The sequence below is a fragment of the Streptomyces sp. NPDC001985 genome (assembly GCF_040296845.1).
Classification (GTDB): Bacteria; Actinomycetota; Actinomycetes; order Streptomycetales; family Streptomycetaceae; genus Streptomyces.
In genome coordinates this window covers 44244-61348 of sequence record NZ_JBEOYB010000012.1, presented here as the reverse complement: position 1 = coordinate 61348, position 17105 = coordinate 44244, and the positions used below count along the sequence as shown (strand labels likewise).

The 17105-nt window shown below is 75.8% G+C and carries 12 protein-coding genes; 1 reads left to right on the top strand and 11 read right to left on the bottom strand.

All coding sequences use genetic code 11. The features are described from left to right. Positions 1–601 precede the first annotated feature (601 nt). Both ABT122_RS07810 and ABT122_RS07805 read right to left on the bottom strand, forming a co-directional pair. Positions 602–1867, bottom strand: coding sequence for an NAD(P)-binding domain-containing protein (locus tag ABT122_RS07810; protein WP_351546979.1), 1266 nt, complete (start codon positions 1865–1867; stop codon positions 602–604). Then, positions 1849–3258: a carboxylate--amine ligase gene (locus ABT122_RS07805; RefSeq protein WP_351547141.1), complete on the bottom strand. Its 1410-nt coding sequence runs from the start codon at positions 3256–3258 to the stop codon at positions 1849–1851. The genes ABT122_RS07810 and ABT122_RS07805 overlap by 19 nt, the downstream gene beginning before the upstream one ends. A gap of 177 nt (positions 3259–3435) precedes the next feature. On the opposite strand from ABT122_RS07805, the gene ABT122_RS07800 reads away from it, so the two are divergent. Next, positions 3436–5013, top strand: a complete 1578-nt coding sequence (locus ABT122_RS07800; protein WP_351546976.1) for a glycoside hydrolase family 26 protein — start codon at positions 3436–3438, stop codon at positions 5011–5013. A 3-nt stretch (positions 5014–5016) separates the two neighbouring features. On the opposite strand, the gene ABT122_RS07795 is transcribed toward ABT122_RS07800, so the two are convergent. The 9 genes from ABT122_RS07795 to ABT122_RS07755 all read right to left on the bottom strand — a co-directional run bounded on the left by ABT122_RS07795 (position 5017) and on the right by ABT122_RS07755 (position 16729). Further along, positions 5017–6165, bottom strand: coding sequence for a GNAT family N-acetyltransferase (locus ABT122_RS07795; protein ID WP_351546973.1), 1149 nt, complete (start codon positions 6163–6165; stop codon positions 5017–5019). After that, on the bottom strand, positions 6165–6842 hold the full coding sequence (locus ABT122_RS07790) for a YveK family protein (protein WP_351546970.1): 678 nt from the start codon (positions 6840–6842) through the stop codon (positions 6165–6167). The genes ABT122_RS07795 and ABT122_RS07790 overlap by 1 nt, the downstream gene beginning before the upstream one ends. Beyond that, a complete protein-coding gene (locus tag ABT122_RS07785; RefSeq protein WP_351547138.1) occupies positions 6839–8158 on the bottom strand; it encodes a glycosyltransferase in 1320 nt (439 codons plus the stop codon). The genes ABT122_RS07790 and ABT122_RS07785 overlap by 4 nt, the downstream gene beginning before the upstream one ends. Positions 8159–8166: 8 nt before the next feature. Further along, on the bottom strand, positions 8167–8970 hold the full coding sequence (locus ABT122_RS07780) for a polysaccharide deacetylase family protein (RefSeq protein ID WP_502976111.1): 804 nt from the start codon (positions 8968–8970) through the stop codon (positions 8167–8169). Then, on the bottom strand, positions 8960–10720 hold the full coding sequence (locus ABT122_RS07775; protein WP_502976114.1) for a lipid II flippase MurJ: 1761 nt from the start codon (positions 10718–10720) through the stop codon (positions 8960–8962). The genes ABT122_RS07780 and ABT122_RS07775 overlap by 11 nt, the downstream gene beginning before the upstream one ends. A 671-nt stretch (positions 10721–11391) precedes the next feature. Further along, complete coding sequence (locus ABT122_RS07770; protein ID WP_351546963.1) at positions 11392–12837, bottom strand: O-antigen ligase family protein; 1446 nt, start codon at positions 12835–12837, stop codon at positions 11392–11394. A 2-nt stretch (positions 12838–12839) separates the two neighbouring features. Beyond that, the gene (locus ABT122_RS07765) at positions 12840–14294 is read right to left on the bottom strand and encodes an exopolysaccharide biosynthesis polyprenyl glycosylphosphotransferase (protein WP_351546960.1); all 1455 of its coding nucleotides are present in this window, start codon (positions 14292–14294) and stop codon (positions 12840–12842) included. Continuing rightward, on the bottom strand, positions 14291–15484 hold the full coding sequence (locus tag ABT122_RS07760; RefSeq protein ID WP_351546957.1) for a glycosyltransferase: 1194 nt from the start codon (positions 15482–15484) through the stop codon (positions 14291–14293). The genes ABT122_RS07765 and ABT122_RS07760 overlap by 4 nt, the downstream gene beginning before the upstream one ends. A gap of 87 nt (positions 15485–15571) precedes the next feature. Then, entirely contained in the window at positions 15572–16729 is a 1158-nt protein-coding gene (locus tag ABT122_RS07755) for a DUF3344 domain-containing protein (protein WP_351546954.1), read from the bottom strand. Positions 16730–17105: the final 376 nt, after the last annotated feature.

Sequence of the window (17105 nt, the reverse complement as noted above, 5' to 3'; positions counted from 1 at the left end):
CGCGCCACGGGCGGCCCGGGCAGCCCCAGGCCCGTCTGGGGGCGCCTCCCAGAGGCGGCTCTGGGGGAGCTTGAGGACGGACCCGGTCCACGAGAGCCCGGGCCTGTGCGTCTCCAGCCCGTCCGGCGCTTGAGGACGGACCCCGGTCCACAGGTCCCCGCATCCTGCGGGCCCGGGTCGGGGGCCGGCCCCCGAACCCCCGCTCCTCAAACGCCGGAGGGGCTGGGTTGCTCAGGTCTCCGGAGGGGCTGAAGTGGCGCGGCTCCAACACCGGAAGGGCTTGGTGCCTCACGCGCCGGAGGGGCTGAGGATGGCGCCTCACGCGCCGGAGGGGCTGAGGTGGTGCGGCTGCGGCCCCCATCGCCGGAGAGGCCGAAATGGTGCGGCTCCCACGCCGGCGGGGCCGGACGAGTGCCGGCTCACCGGCGGGGCCAAAGGAGTGCCGGCCCGCGGGCGAGGCCGGAGGAGTACTGCTCCGCCGACGGAGCCGGAGGAGTCCCGGCCCGCCGACGGAGCCGGAGGAGTACTGCCCCGCCGTCGGGCCGGACGAGTGCCGGCTCACCGGCGAGGCCGAAAGAGTGCTGCCCCGCCGGCGAGGCGATCAGCGGTCGCGGGCCGGCTGGCGTGGGGGGAGGGATGGCTCGGCCGGGCGGGGGAGGCGGACCGGCGGGCGGTCGCGGAGGCGGCGGCGCACCCCCGCCACCAGCCGCTGCGCGGTGAAGCTCGCACCGTGCACGAACCGCATCGCCGGCCCGAACGACGGCGCCGTCAGCAACCCCGCGAAGAACAACCCCGGGCAGGACGACTCGAACCCCGCCGTCAGCTCGGGCGCCCGCCCGCCCCCGACCGTCCCCACCGCCCTCCGCAGCGCGGTGTCCAGCAGATCGAGCCGGTCCAGATCCGGGGTGAAGCCGGTCGCGGCGAGCACATGATCGGTCTCCACCGGCACGGCGCTCCCGTCGGGCGCCCGCAGCGTCAGCAGCACCCGCTCCCCCCGGACCTCCGCACTCCGCAGCCCGTGCCCCAGCAGCGCCGGCACCCGGCGCTCGTACCGCTCCCTGAGCCACCACGCCCCCGCCGGGCCGAGCGCCGTGCGGGCGATCTGCTCCCGGGTGGCCGCGGGCAGTTGGCGTACCGCCCAGGGGGTCTCGGACCAGACCCAGCTCGTCCAGCCGGTGCCGAGCCCGCTGTGCGGGGTCCGCAGCGAGCGCAGCAGCCCGCGCTGGAGGGGTTCGGGCGGGGTGTTCCAGTTCAGCCGGGAGCGGCGGGCGACCAGCCGGGGCCTGGCGCCCTGTTCGGCCAGGAGGGTCGCCGTCTCCAGCGCCGCCTGGCCCGCGCCGAGCACGGTGACGTCCTGGTCGCGGAAGCCGCTGAGGTCCCGGTGGCCGCTGCTGTGGGAGACATGGGGCGCGGGCAGCCCGGCGAGCTGCCCGGGCAGGTTGACGAAGGGCATCACGCCCACCGCGAGGACCACCGTCCGGGCCCGGACGCGCTCGCCGTCGGCGGTCTCCACCCGGAAGCCGTCGCCCACCGGGGCCACCAGGGTCACGGTCCGCTCGTCGACCGCCGGAACGGCGTGCTCCGCGAACCACATGCCGTACTCGGTGAACGCGGCGATCGGCAGCGGGGTGCCGTGCGCCGCGTCGAAGCCGTGCTCCTCGCCGAAGTCCCTCAGCGTGTGCGCGCCGGACGGGTCGGAGAGATTGGACGACCAGGGCTCCGACTTGAGGTACATGCCCTCGGGCATGTGGTCGCGCCAGGACGCCATGGCCCGCCCGAAGACCTTCAGACTCATCCCCGCCGCGGCGGCGTGGGCCGCGATGGAGAGCCCATAGGGGCCTGCGCCGATCACTGCGATGTCGTACATGGGGTTCCTTCTCGCTGAGAGGTGGACGGGGCGGGTACGGGAGCGGGAGCGGGTACGGGAGCGGGAGCGGACGCGGACCGCAGCCGGGCGACCGCCTTGACGGCCCCCCGGCCGAGCCAGGCGCGGGTCATGGAGAGCAGTGGCCTCGGGTCGTCGGCCGCGTACCAGGCGGTCTCCAGCGCCGGGGCGGAACCGGCGCTGTCCCGCCGCGCGGCCGGCCCTCGGGACGCGGGAGGCGCGGGCGGCCCCGGGGGCTCACGGAGCGAGGCGAGCGCCGAGAGCAGCGCGTAGTTCTCGGCGACGAAGACCCGCCCCGCGCCGCCCTCGCGCTGGACGGCCCGCTGCCCGGTGAGATCGCGGTAGAGGGCGCGTACGGCGTCGAGCCCGTCGGGGTCCGTGAAGAGCCGGAACTGCGCCCCGGGCCGGGGGTTGGCGTCGAGGAGCTGATAGGTGCCGGTGGAGCGGTCGTGGCGGAAGTCGAGATCGAGGATGCCCCGGTAGCCGACATGCGCCACCAGCCGCATCGCGGCGGCCTCCACCTCGGGGTTGGGCTGCCAGCGGCCCTTCGCGGTGAGGCCGGTCCGCACCGGCCAGGACAGCTCCTTGCGCCCGGAGCCGCCGAGCAGCCGGACGGGCCCGTCCGGGCCGCCCGCGCCGAAGCAGCCGTGGAAGAACCAGTCCGTGTCCGGCGCGTCGGGGATGTACCGCTGGAGCAGCAGTCGGCTGCCCGCCGCCCCCGCCTGTTCGCAGAGGGCCCGGGCGGCGGCCGGGGAGCGCACCAGGGTCGTGCTGCGCAGCCCGGCGGCCGGGGGCAGCAGCCACGGGTGGCTCCACTTCGCCACCAGCGGCAGCCCCAGGCTCCGTACCGCGTCGGCCGCCTCCCCGGGACCCTCGGGGACCACGGTCGTCGGGTGCGCGATGCCCGCCTCGGCGCAGAGCCCGGCGAGTTCGGCCTTGTCGGCGAGGCGGCGCGGCAGCCCGGGGGGCTGGTCGGGGAGGTGGAAGCGGTCGGTGAGGCGGGCGGCGTGGGCGGCGGTGTGGATCGCGCCGAGGTCGTCCATGGCGATCAGCACCGCGCGCCGGCCGATCCGCTCCGAGATCCGCCGCAGCAGCGCCACCAACTCCTCGGGCCCCACGGGCCCCGGCGGGACCGGGTGCGCCCGGCGCAGAAAGCGGGAGCGGGCGACGGGGCTGCGGGCCGACTCGACCACGGCGTGCACATCGACACCGGCCCGCCCGAGGGACCGCACGGCGCCGAGGGTGCCGTGGTGAAAGGGATTGGGGTCGAGCCGGAGCACCAGGGCGGGCACCCGGGGGTCGAAAGGGGCTCCGGCGGTATTCCCGGTTTCGTACGGCACTTCGGGCGCGGCTCCGGTGTCGAAGGGGGGCATCAGCGTCACAACTTTCACCTGGATGGTCCTGAACAACCGGCCCGTTCTCGCGAATGGCGCGCTGACGGGATGTCAATCGGCACATAAGTAGGACTTTCTGTCTACGGTCGGGTACGCCGTGTTTCTCAACGGCTTTCTCGGCCCGGACAGCACGCACTGCTTTCTTGAGGAGGAGCCATGACCCGTCGGCGCCGGTTCACCGGAACCTGTATCGGGACGGTTGCCGCCAGTCTGCTGGTTTCCGCGGGAGTATTCGGAGAACGGACGGCGGGCGTCGCGCGCGCCGACGAGGCGTCACCCCCGCCGACCGGTGTCTCGTCGGTCGCGATGGGCGCCTATCTCGACTACGGACCGTCCGGCGTCTGGCGGATGGATCAGCTCTCGCGCTGGCTCGGCGGTACGGAGCTGAGAGTCGGGCACACCTATCTGCCGGGCGACCGGTGGAGCAATATCGAGGGCGGCCCCGGCTTTCTGGAGGACTGGGCGCGCTGGCGGCGCGGCGCGGAGGGCCGGATGCTGGTGCTCAACGTGCCCATGCTGGAGCGGAACGAGGACCGCGTCCCCGACCACGAGGTCGCGCGGCTGCTGCGGGCGGGCGCGGCGGGGCGGTTCGATCAGCACTTCAGGACGCTGGCGAACCGGCTGGTGGAGCTGGGGGTGCCGGACACGGTGATCGTGCTCGGCTGGGAGATGAACGGCACGACCTACACCCATCGCTGCGGCCCCGACCCCCGGGCCTGGAAGGCGTACTGGAATCGTATTGTCACAGCGATGCGTTCCGTTCCGGGGCAGGGTTTCCGGTTCGACTTCGCACCGAACCGGGGGATCGACGCGATTGCCTGGACCGAGTGCTACCCGGGTGACCGGACCGTGGACATCATCGGAATGGATTCGTACGACCAGGCGCCGGGGCGGACGTTCGATGAGCAGGCAAACGCTCCGTACGGTCTCCGGCACCAGGTGGAATTCGCAGCGGCGCACAACAAACCGATCTCGTACCCGGAGTGGGGGCTGTTCCGGAACGGGGACAACCCGGAATACATGCGGGGGATGCTCGACTGGATCGAGCGCTACCGGCCGCTGTATCAAACCATCACGGATTACTGTCCGCACGGTGTCTGGCAGTGCGATGACAACCCCAAGTCGTCGAAGGTCTTCCATTCGGTGTTCTCCGCGAAGCCGGGCCCCGCGGTGCCGACACCACCGGCCCTCCCCACACCCCCGGCCGTCCCGGCACCGACCCCGGTGCCGACGCCCACGGCGGTGCCCACGGCGGTGCCCACGCCACAGGCGCCCGCCACACCGACCACACCGCCCATGCCCTCCGTACCCTCCGTACCCTCCGTACCCTCCGTACCGTCGCCGGTGCCCGGCCCGTCCGTCGTCACCGCGCCTCCCGTGGCGCCGGTACCGCTCCCCGTCCCGAGCGCCACACCGACACCCACGCCGACACCGACACCGACACCGACAGCCGCGCAGACGCCCGCACCCGCACCAACGCCCAGCCCCGCCGGTCCGACACCCGCTCCCACCCGGACGCCCGGGGCACCGGCCGGGACGGCGGCGCCGGTGCCGGCACCCGCGCCGGTGCCGGCCACCGTGCCCCGGCTCAACTCCCGTGAGTGGTGCGTCCCGGTGAACCTCGGGAGCTGGGTCACCGCCTGGGTCCCGCAGCGGAAGTACTGCGTGACGATCCCCTGGCCCACCGGCTGGCCCTTCGGCCCGTCCGGGTCCGGCGACCGGAGCGCGTCCTGAGGCTCAGGACCTCCTGGCCGCCCGCCAGTCGTTGAGCCGGGCGCGCCACTCCTGCGCGGCGGGGAAGCGGGTGTGCACCGCCCCCGCCGCGCGGGCGCGCCAGGTCACCCGTGCGGCGTGCAGCCGGAGCAGGGGCGCCAGCGCCGGCGGGGCCATCAGCAGCCGCTGATTGGTGACCGGTTCGGGCCGCCAATGGCGTTTGTACGGCTCGTCGCCCCGCAGCATGCTCAGCACCCGCCGCCCGGCCGAGGCGGCGGCGTCGGCGTCGTGCCGGAGCAGCATCGTGGCGACATCGATCCGCCGCTCCCGCAGCCCCGGGTCGGCCCCGTAGAGATATCCCCCGGCCAGCGCTCCGGAGAAGAGCGCCACACTGGCCGCCACGACCTCGCCGTCGTGGCGGTACTCGGTGAGATCCGCCTCGCCGTCGCGCACCATCCGGCGGGTGGCGCGCGCCAGGTGCTCGGCGAACCGGGGCCGCAGATGCTCGACGGTGACCCCCCGGCCCCGCCACTGGAGTTCGTGCAGCCGCAGCAGATGCGCCATGGCCTCGGGAACCTCCTGGCCGGTCACCGTACGGTCCTCGATCTTCAGCGAGTCGATCCGGCGCAGCTTGGCGCGGACCCGCTGGGCGCGGTGCGCGGGCAGCCGCTGGACCAGTCCGTCCATGGGGGCGGCGGGCAGCTCCAGACAGACCGAGTCGGCCAGCCGCCGCCGGCCGCCGCGCCAGCTCTCGTACAGCAGCTCGGCGGCGGCCCCGGGGCGCACCTCGCGCAGGTCGACCACGGTGCGCCGGGCGGCGCGCCGCAGTCCGCGCTCCAGGGCGGCGACCGCCCGGCCGCGGTGGTCGTCGTCCAGGAGGATGTCGCCGTAGTCGGAGACGGTGCCGCCGAGGAGCACGAGGAGCGGCATCGGGCGGTGGACGAGCATCAGCGGGGCGGCCCCGATCAGCCGCCCGTCCAGACGGACGAGAAGGGTCCGCAGCCGGCCGTCCGTGCCGTACGAGAGCCACCAGGAGTCGAGCCAGGCATGGCTCTGGAAGGGGGTGGCGGTGGAGCAGCGGCGCCGGAGGTCGTCCCATTCGGGGCGCAGCCGGGCGAAGGCGCGGGGGTCGCGGCAGAGCGTGACGGTCACCCCCGCCGGCGCTCGCCCCATCAGACCCGCTCCCGCTCGACGGCGTCGCCCGCCCCGGCCGGTGCGGGCACGGCGGCGACGGCGGCCCGGGGCCGCCGCCGGGGCCTGACCAGCAGCGCGAGACCGCCCAGGAGTCCGCCCGCGCAGCCGCCGACGGCGGTGGCGATGCGCGGGGAGGGCGAGGCGGGGTGGGCGGGCGGGATGGCCTGGGAGAAGCTGACCAGCTGCACGCCGGTGCTCTTGGCGACCTGGTTGCTGCTCACGAAGACGGCGTCCGCGACCGCGTTGGCGATGTCGGCGGCCTCGGTGGGGCGGTGCGAGGTCCCGGTGATCGCGATCATCGGGGAGTCGGGGGAGGTCTCGGTCCGCACCCGGGAGCGCAGCACCCCGGCGGGGACTCCCGCGGCGACCCGGGCGTACGCGATGGTGGATTCGCTGGTGGCGATGCGCCCGTACGCCTGGGCGAAGCCGAGGGCGGCGCCGGGCTGGGTGTCCTTCGCCGGGACGGCGACGACATAGCTGGTGGCGGAGTACTGAGGGGTGGCGAGCAGCCCGTAGGCGGCGCCGGCACCGGCCCCGGCGAGGGCGCAGACGGGCAGTGGCCACCAGCGCAGGGGGGCGGCGAGCCGGGTGACGAACCTTCTGATCCGCCCCCGGGAGGCGGGGGCGGGGGCGGCGGATTCGGGCGAGTCGGTCATGAGCGTGCTCTCTCGGTCGTGGGGTGGGAGGGGCCGGCGAGGACGCGCTCATAGACCTCCATGAGGCGCTCGCCGCTGGACGCGATGGAGTAGTGCCGGACGGCGGGCGGGGCTTCGAGCCGCCGCGCCCCGGCGGACCGCAGCCGCCGCAGCGCTCCGGCCAGTTCCTCGGGCGGCCCGTCGATCCGCCGGCTCCCGGGCGCCTGGCCCGCCGGCAGATCCTCGACGGCCGGGCAGGCGCCGTGCAGGACGGGCAGCCCGGCGGCGAGCGCCTCGACGACGGCGAGTCCGAAGGCCTCCTCCCGGGACGCCGACACGAAGACGTCACCGGCGCAGAGCACCCCGGGCACTCCGCTCGCCCGCCACGCGCCCGGGGCCCCGGCGCCGCCGGCGGGTGGGGAGGGGCCCGGCGGACCGGGCGGACCGGGCGGGCGCACGGGCCCGGCGGCGGGACCGGGACCGGCTCCGGGACCGGCTCCGGGACCGGCGGCGGCTCCGGCGGCGGCTTCGGGAAAGGGCGGCGGGCCCTCCGGCGCGGGAGCGCGGCGGGGCGCGTCGCACTCGCCCAGGAAGTGCACGCGGTGGGCGATGGAGAGCCGGGCCGCGAGGGACTCCAGGGACGCGCGCCGGGGACCGTCACCGGCGAGGAGGAGATGGGTGCCGGGGAGCCCGGCGACGGCGCGGATCAGGGTGTCGAAGCGCTTGCCGGAAACCAGCCGGCCGACCCCGGCCACCACGAACTCCCCCGGCCCGATGCCCAGTGAGGCGCGGACGGCCGCGCGCACCGCCGGGTCGAAGCGGAAACGGGCCGCGTCGATCCCGTTGGGCACGAGGTGAATCCGCTCGTCCGGCACCCCCCAGGCCCGCAGCCGCGCCGCCACCGTCGGCGACACCGCGACCGTCGCCGCGCCCAGCCGCTCCGTCGCCAGATACAGCGCGCGCACCCGCCGGGTCAGCGGACGCCCCTCGATCTCGGCCGCGCCGAGCGAGTGCTCCGTCGAGACGGTGGCGCGGACCCCCGCGAGCCGCGCCGCCACCCGCCCGTACACGCCCGCCCGGTACAGATGCGTGTGCACCAGGTCGTACCGCCCGCTCCGGATCAGCGCGGTGAGCCGGGGCAGCGCCCCGAGGTCCCGGTTGCCGCCCATGCCGAGGTGGTGCACCCGCACCCCGTCCGCGCGCAGCGCCCTCGCCACCGGGCCCGGGTTGGTGAGGGTCACCACCTCGCACTCCAGCGGCAGATGGCGCAGCAGCAGCAGCAACTGCTGCTCCGCGCCCCCCACACCGAGCCCGGTGATCACCTGGAGCGCCCGCACCGGGCGTCTCACGCGCCCAGCCGGTGCCGCAGCCGCTTGAGCCGCAGCCGCCCGGCGCGGTCGGCCTGGCTGATGTGCGTACGGGGCAGGGCGTACGGGCCGGTCAGGGCGGCGGGCGGGCGGATCGCACAGCCGTAGCCGTACCCGGCGGCGCGCACCGCGTCCGCCACCCGGCCGTCGACCGTGCCGTACGGATAGCAGAAGCCCTCCGGCGCGGTGCCGGTGATCTGCTCCAGCCAGGCGCGGCTGCGCCCCGCCTCCTCGTCCAGCACGGCGTCGTCCACGGCCGTCAGATCGACGTGGTAGAGCCCGTGGGAGCCGATCTCGACCCCCGCCTCCGCCGCGCCGCGAATCCCCTGTTCGTCGAGGAGCGGTTTGCGCGGGCCCTCGGGGTCCCACACATTCGCGCCGCCGAGCCTCCCGGGCAGGACGAACAGCGTGGCACCGCACCCGTGCCGGCGCAGCACCGGCAGGGCGGCCTCGGTGAAGTCGGCGTAACCGTCGTCGAAGGTGAGCCCGACCAGCCCCCGGGCCCTCCCCCGGGCGTGGGCCCGCAGCAGGGTGGCCACGCCGACGCCGGTGAGCCCGAGCCGGCGGAGGCGGGTGAGCTGGAGGTCGAGCCGGCCGGGCGCGACGGTGATGCCGTAGGGGTCGACGGCCGGGTCGGCCACCGAGTGGTACATCAGAATCCACGGCCAGGAGGGCGGCGGGGCGGCGGGCGCGGCGGGGCGGGTGGCGGCGGCTTCAGTGGCTTCGGTGGCGGTGGAGCCGGTGGCGGTGGAGCCGGTGGCGGTGGTCGTGTCAGCGGACATGACGAATCCTCTGTCGGGTGAGGGCCAGCAGATGGACGACTTCCGGGGCCCGGAGCGCGAGCCCGGTGGCGGCGAAGACGGCGGGCACGAGCAGCACACCCGCCGTCAGGCCGAGCAGCGGCGAGGGGATGAGGCCGCTGACCACCCGGCCGGCCAGCGCGGCGACGGCCGCGGCGGCGGCGAGCCGGGCCAGGCCGGCGCTGATGGCGCGGACCTCGATGGCGATGCCCCGCGAACCGAGCCCGTGGAGCAGCAGCAGGGCGGTGGCGCAGATGCCGGCGGCGTTGGCGGCGGCGATCCCGTACACCCCCCACGGTCCGGCGGCGGCCCATCCGGCGGCGACGGTGACCAGCAGACCCGCGCCCATCGCCGCGGCCGGGTACCAGGTGGGGCGGCCGGTGGAGAAGAACGGCCGGCCCAGCGCGCCGACGAGGGTGTGGCCGATCAGCCCGGCGGCGTACACCCGCATCACGGATGCGGTGGTGGCGGTGTCGTGGGCGTCGAAGGCCCCGCGCTCGAAGAGGACCTCCACGATCTGGTGGGCGCAGCCGAGGATGAGCGCGGTCCCGAGCAGCACCACGAGCCCGGCGAGAACGAGATCGTTCTCGACCCGGCGGCGGGCCCGTTCGTGGTCGCCGTCGGCCATCGCCCGGGCGATGACGGGGAAGGTGACGGTGCAGAACATCAGCGACAGCACCATCGGCATCTGCGCGACCTTCTGCGCGTAGTTGAGGTGGGAGATCGCGCCGCCGGGGAGCGAGGAGGCGATGAACCGTTCCACCAGGACCTGGGACTGCCGGCTGACGGCGAAGAGGACGATGGGCGCGACGACCGCGAAGCCGACGAGGGAGGTCGCGGCGGCGCGGGGTGCCCGGGGGACGGTGCGCCGGGACGGCCTCACCCGTCCCACCCGGCTCACCCGGCTCAGGAAGGCGGGCAGTTGGGTGAGGACCATCAGCAGCCCGCCGACGGCGACCCCGGTGGCGGCGGCGCGCACACCCCAGAGGGAGTTCAGGAGCAGGGTGGTGGCGATGATGCCGACGTTGGAGGCGATGTAGACACCGGCAGGCGGCAGGAACCGGCCGTGGGCGCGGAGCGCGGCGCTGAAGTATCCGGCGATCCCGTAAGTGAGGACGGTGAGGGCGGTGAGCCGGGTGCAGTCGACCGCGAGGGCGGGATCGGCGAAGCCGGGGGCGAGGGTGGAGACGAACTGGGGCGCGAAGAGGATCAGCAGACCGGTGACGCCCGTGAGGACGGCGAGGAGACGCGGCAGGGTGGCGGCGACCAGCTGCTGTACGGGGTCGCCGCCCCCGGCACGCGACGCGTCGGGCGGGGCAGCCGCGCCGGAGGAGGCGGGCGGGGCAGCCGCCGAGGACGCGGTGGAGCCAGCCGAGGCCGAGGCCGGGGAAGCCGGGGAAGCCGCATCGCGTGCGGACACGACGGACGCCCCACCCGCCGCCAAGGCCGAGGAGGCGGAGGAGGCCGCACCCGCCGAGGACGCCGAGGACACCGCGCCCCCCGCCAACACGACGGACGCCGCACCCGCCGAGGACGCCGAGGACACCGCGTCCCCCGCCAACGCGACGGGCGCCCCACCCGCCGCCGAGGCCCCGGGTGCCGAGGAGGCCGAGGACGCGTTGGGCGCGGGGGAAGCCGTCGCGGCCATGGCCGCGCGCCGGGTGAGGGCGTGGCTGAACGCCGGGACGAGCAGGAGCGCCATCGCGTCCTCGATGAGGAGCGTCGCGGCCATCTCGGGCACGGTCCAGGCGATGAGGAAGGCGTCGCTCTCGGTGCTCGCGCCGTAGATCTTCGCGATGGTCTGGTCCCGTACGAGCCCGAGGACCGCCCCGGCCACGGTCAGCCCGGCGGTGACGGCCGCGGCCCGGGCGAGGACGTTCCCGAGCCGGTGCGGAGCCTGACGCTCCCCGGCGGCCTCCCCGGCCGCCCCGCCGCCCGGCCCGGACCGGATGTCCACCTCCACGGCGACAGCGCCGGTCCCCTGACCCGGTGTCACCGCGTCCGGCACCGCCGGCCGCGCGGCTCCGCACCGCCGGCACTCCCGCTCCCGGCACGGCCCGGTGCCGCGCGCGCCTCCGGGGCCGGCGCAGCCGGCCGCCGCCGGGGCGGACCGAGCGGCCTCGGGCCCGGAGGCGCCCGGTCCTCGTACCTCCGCCGGCCCCGGCCCGCCCGCCCGGCCGGCGAGCCGCCCCCCGAGGCCGCGCATCGGCAGCGGGTGCGGCGGCCCGGACGGTACGGCCCCCGGGTCCGCAGGGTCCCCCGGGTGCACAGGGTCCGCCGGGTGCACAGGGTCCGCTCGGTCCTCCCGCGCCTCCGGGGCCGGGCCCACCGAGAGCAGCGGCCCGCCGGCGGCCCGCGCCGCCCGCCTCAGCCGCCGCCGCGCACCGGCGCCCGCCGGTTCCGTCACGGCGCGGTCGCCCGCTCGCGTCCGGCGGCCCCGGGAGCCCCGGGAGCCCTGGGAGCCCTGGGAGCCCCGGGAGCCCTGGGAGCCCCGGCCAGACCCCACCAGGCGGCGAGCCCCAGCACCACCCCGGTGAGCACCGTCGACGGCCCGCCGATGTCCGCGTACAGGAAGTCCACCGTCTGCCAGAGCATCAGCGCGACGGCGGCGAGACCGCACTCCGCCCCCCTCCGGCCGGCGCCCCGCAGCAGCCGGCGCACCCCGGCGGCGAGGATCAGGGCCCAGGACCCGGCGAACGCGGTCACGCCGATCAGTCCCTGCTCGCTGAGGATCAGCAGATACATGTTGTGCGGCGACAGCAGCGGCTGGCGGCGGAAGGCCTGCCCCGCGCCCCCGGTGTCCCCGGCGGAGGAGAGGCCGATCGTGGCGTGGCCGTCGCGGTGGGCCGGAAAACCCTTGAGGCCGACCCCGGTGAGCGGCTGCTCGCGCCACATGCTCGCGGCGGCGGCCCACATCGTGTAGCGGTCGGTCACCGAGCGGTCGGGGGCCTGCGCGACCCGGGTGATGCTGCTGACCCGCTGGGAGATCAGCTCGGAGCCCACCCCGAAGCCGCCGACCAGGACGACACCGGCGGCGGTCACCACGGCGACCGCCTTGAGGGCCTGCCGCGCCCCGGTCAGCGCGATCATCACCAGCGCGGCCAGCGCCGTGGCGATCCACGCGCCCCGGCTGAACGACAGCGCCAGCGGTACGAGGAGACCGGCCGCGACCGCGACGGCGGCGGGCCGCACCCAGCGGGGCGCGCCCGGGGGTGGGCGGAGGGCGAGCGCGAGCGCCACCAGCAGCCCGTAGGCGACCACCGTGGCCATGCCCATGACGTCGGTGGGCCCGAAGGTGCCGACGGCGCGGATGTCGGCGCCCATGTAGGAGGCGCCGGTGCCGGTGGCGTACTGGTGGAGGCCGATCGCGCCCTGCACCAGCGCGACGAGGGCGAGGGCGGCGGCGACGGCCCGGAAGTCCCGGGCGCCCCGCAGGAGCAGCAGCACCGCGCCGGGCACCAGCACGAAGACCTGGAGGTAGCGCACCACCCCGGGCAGGGCGGCCACCGGGTCGGCGGCGGTGACGGCGGCGACGGCCACGGCCACCACCGGCAGCCCGAGGACCAGCGCGGCGGCCGGTCCCAGCGGCCGGGTCCTTCCGCGCGCCACCTGGACCAGGCACCACACCACCAGCACGGCCGACGCGAGGTCGGACGGGGCGAGCCGCCCGGAGCCGGCCTCGCTCCCGGCGGGCAGCGGGGCGGCCAGCAGCACCACCGTCGCGAGCAGCGGCAGCAGTTCCGCCCTCGGCAGCCACCGGCTCCGGACCGCACCGCTCCGGACTCCACCGCTCCGCGCTCCGGCGCCCGGCTCACCGGGAGCGAGGGGTGTCCCCCACAGCACCGTCATGCTCAACTGCCTCCGAGCCGGAAGAGCGAGGCCGCGGTCCGGGCGAGGATGCACAGGTCCTGCCAGGGCGACCAGGTCTCGATGTAGTGGTTGTCGAAGCGGGCGCGCTCCTCGATGGAGGTGTCGCCGCGCAGTCCGTGGATCTGGGCGAGGCCGGTGATGCCCGCGGGCATCCGGTGGCGGGCCCGGTAGCCGGGGTGGACACGGCTGAACCGGTCGACGAAGTAGGGCCGTTCGGGCCTCGGGCCCACCAGGCTCATATCGCCGCGCAGCACGTTCCACAGCTGGGGCAGCTCGTCGAGCGAGGTGCGGCGCAGCACGCTGCCGGTGGTGGACATCCGGCGGTCGAAGGCGACGTTCCAGAGGGTCGCCGACTCGTGTTCGTCCACGGGGCTGAGGGTGCGGAACTTCAGCAGGGTGAACCGCCTGCCGTGCAGCCCCACGCGCTCCTGCCGGAAGATGACCCCGGGCCCGTCGGCGATCCGCACGGCGAGCGCGCACCCCGCGATGACGGGCGCGGCGAAGAGCAGCGCGACGGCGGCGACGACCGTGTCGACGGCGCGTTTGACGGCCCGGGCCACGGGCCGGTCGAAGGGGTCGCGCAGGGGCCGTACGGAGAGTCCCCACAGGTGGTCGTGGCCCACGGCCCGCCGCCACGGATTCCCGCCGGCCGCGCCGGTCTCCACCAGCCAGAGCCGGCAGCCGTGCCGGGCGAACAGGCCGAGGAGCGCCTCGGTCCCGGTGTCGTCGCCGGGCGGGGCGGTGAGGAGGGCGTGCCGGACGGTGTTCCGGACGACCGCCCCGCGCACCTCCTGACGGGTGGTGAGCACGGGCAGCGGGCCGCCGTCGGCCGCGGGTTCGCCGAGCAGTCCGACGGGCCGCATGCCGTACTCGGGGTGGGCGAGCAGCGCCGCCGTCACCTGCCGGGCGAGGGCGCCCCGGCCGACGACGAGCACCGCGTCCGGTCTCCGCGCGGCGGCCCTGCGGCCGGCCCGGTGGACGAGGGCGCGGCCCGCGCAGCACAGCGCGGTCTGGACGAGGACCGCGAGGAGCAGCTCCCGGAGGCCGGCCGTGTGCCGGGGCGCGTACCCGGTCAGCGCCTCGGCGACGGCGAGCCACTGCACGAGCGCGAGCCCGGCGACCGCGGGGGCGTCGGCGAGCGCCGACGGGGTCAGGCCCGGGCGGTACAGGCCCCGGCAGGCGTGCACGGCCGGGGGCAGCAGGACGAGCAGGGCGAGGACCGGCAGGGGCCACCCCTGAGGTGGCAGCAGGGCCGTGGTGAGCGCCGGGGCGAGCACATCGGCGGCGAGCAGTCCCGCGACCGTCCCGTGCCGCCCGCCCCGGGCCCGCGCCCCCGGGGGCGCACCGCCCCGGCGGGCGGTTCCGCGCGGCGGGTGCAGGGTCGCGCCCCGGGCCCGGGGGGCCGCGTGGGGTGCGGGAACGCTCTCCGTGGTCATCGCGTGGCGCTCTTCCTCGTCAGGGGGTGGTGCGGGAGGAGTAGGTCCCGGTAGAGGTCCGACACGGCGGCGGCCGTGGTGCGCACATCGCCGGTCGCCCGCATGTGCGCGGCGGCCTCGCGGCCGAGCGAGCCGCGCAGCGCGGGGTCGGCGAGCAGCCGGGTGAGCGCGGCGGCGAGCGCGCCGGGGTCGTCGGGCGGTACGAGGCTGTGGGCGCGGTGTCCGGGCGGCAGGCTCTCCCCGGCGCCGCTCACATCGGTGACGACGACGGGCCGTCCGCAGGCCATGGCCTCCAGGGGGGCGAGCGCCATGCCCTCCCAGCGGGAGGGGAGGACGACGAGATCCGCCGCGCGGAGCCAGGGCCCGGTGTCGGGGACCGCTCCGGCGAAGAGGACCCCGGGCGGCGCGGTGCGGGTGAGGTGCTCGCGGTCGGGTCCGTCGCCGACGAGGAGCAGCCGGGCCCCGGGGACGGCGTCGAGCACCCGGGGCCAGGCGTCCAGCAGGATGTCCTGGCCCTTCTGGCGGCAGAGCCGCCCGACGCACAGGACGAGGGGCGCGCCGGCGGGGACCGCGTCGAGGGCGCGCAGACCGGAGCGGGCGCGAGCCCGCTCGGCGGCGGGGGCGTACGGGTCATCGGGGGTGTAGTGGCCGAGGTCGACTCCGTTGCGGATCACGGCCCAGCGCGCGGCGATCCCGGCGCGCTCCCCGGCGCGGCGCTCGCTCTCGCTGACGCACAGGGTGCGGGTGCTCCAGCGGGTGGCGTACCGCTCCCAGGCCAGGGCGGTGCGGGCGGCCCGCCCGGCGACGGCGTCGAAGGACCAGGCGTGCGGCTGGAAGACGGTCGGCAGCTTTCCCCGGACGGCGAGCCGGCCCGCGAGCCCGGCCTTGGCGCTGTGGGCGTGGACCAGATGGGGGCGGCTGTCGCGGACGATCCGGGCGGCGGCGAGGACTTCGGCGGGGAGGCGGGCGCCGGGGGCGCGGACCGCGTGCCACGGGTGGACCTCGGCTCCGGCGGCGCTCGCGCGTTCGGCGAGTTCGCCGCCGGGCGGACAGGCGACCACGGGGTGGACGCCCTCGGCGGCCTGCGCGCGGACGAGGTCGGCGACGACGCGCGCGACTCCGCCCTCCACCGGCTGCACCAGATGGAGAATCGTCGGTTGGCTCGGCTCGGTCCGGTGTTCGTGCGGCACGTGCGGCTCTCCGGGTGCGGGGAGGGGCGGAGCTGGGCTCGGGTGAGCGGCGCCGCGCGGTCCGGCGGCGCGGCGGGAACCGCCCGGTCAGCGGCGGGTGTCGGCCTGGACGAAGAGGACGCCGAGGCCGTATCCGTGGACCGCGGCGGTCTCGCCGGCGAACCGGAAGGTGAGGCCGGTGCCGCCGGAGGCCAGTGCGGGGGTGATGTCGAAGACGTCGGAGTCGTATCCGAGGGTGTTGGCGTGGTCGGGCCGGCGGGTGATCGCCGCGCCGGGCCCGGTGATGGTGGAGTTCATGACATCGGTGGCCGGGTTGGCGGCGTCGGTGAGCCCGAGGCCCTCGGCCCCGTCGGCGCGCACCCGTACGGTGTCGCCGTCCTGGCCCCGGTCGCCGTCGTAGGCGACGAATCCCGCGTGCCCCGCGGCCTTCTCCGGAATGCGCATTCCGGGAAGAGAGATGTCCTGGGTTCTCCGTCCGGCGCCGAGGGATTCGAATCCGTCCCAGAGGGAGAGGTGGCGCAGTGGTTCGCCGCTGTTCTCATAGGCGACGACCAGGGTCCAGCCGCCCCAGGTGCCGATGTCCGAATGCCCCATCGCCACATTGATCTGGGCCACCGTGTAGATCCCGGCACCGGCCCGGCGCACCAGGGGGGTGATGTCGGCGGATGCCTGGAAGGCGTCCATTCCGTCCGCGTTCCGGTGGGCGATCCGGGTATCGGCGAGTACCGCCTGGTACTGGCCGCCCTCCTCGGCGATCAGCACCCGGCCGTTGTCCTCGGGCGGCTTCTGCTCACCGGCGAGCAGATTTCCGCCCCAGTAGAGCCGTGCGTAGGTCACCGTCGAATTCTTCGGCACGGCGAGCCGGGCACGGCTGGAGTTGTAGGTATTGGGGTCGCTGTCCTCGTCGATGTAGAACATCTCGAAGTCGCTGTTGACCCCGTCGGCACCCGCTCGGGCCGTGGCGCACTCCCTGGTGGCGGGGGCTTTCGGGGCGCTGCAGGTGATCGAGGAGTTGGCCGCGCGGACGATGCCCCCGCGGTGTACGGCCTGATAGCGCTGAGCGAAGGGAATACGCGCCGATTCGGGCTGTCCCGACACATCGGCGGCCAGGGCTCCGGCGGTGGCGCGGGGCGCGTCGGACCGGTGCGCGGGAAGTGGTGCGGCCAGCAGCGGAGCGGCCGAGAGGGCCAGGAGGAACATCGCTCCCAGAACACCCCGTACGGCGAGGCCGGTCGGCTCTGACATGACTGGCTCTCCCTGTTCGATCAACATGACAAAAACAGGAGTGCAGTTTGTCAGAATCCGGTCGGAAAACACGCAGGACTCGCTTGTGCGGCCATATGGCCCCGCCCCGATTGCCCGGACCGGACTTCGGCGGTTCACTGTGCCGCCATCCGTTCGGCGGGTCATTCACCGGGGCACGGGGCGGGAATTTCCGTTCCGGTGATTCACCGGGACACCCGGGGTGAATCCCGGGCGGGGCGGGTGACGCGCACCGTATTCCTGCGGAGTTCTTCGGGGCGGCTCCCGGACCGGGGCCGCGGGCCGGATGCCGCCGGTCTGCGGCATCCGGCGGACGGACTCATTTTCCGGATATCTGTTCGACATTCAGCGGATGATC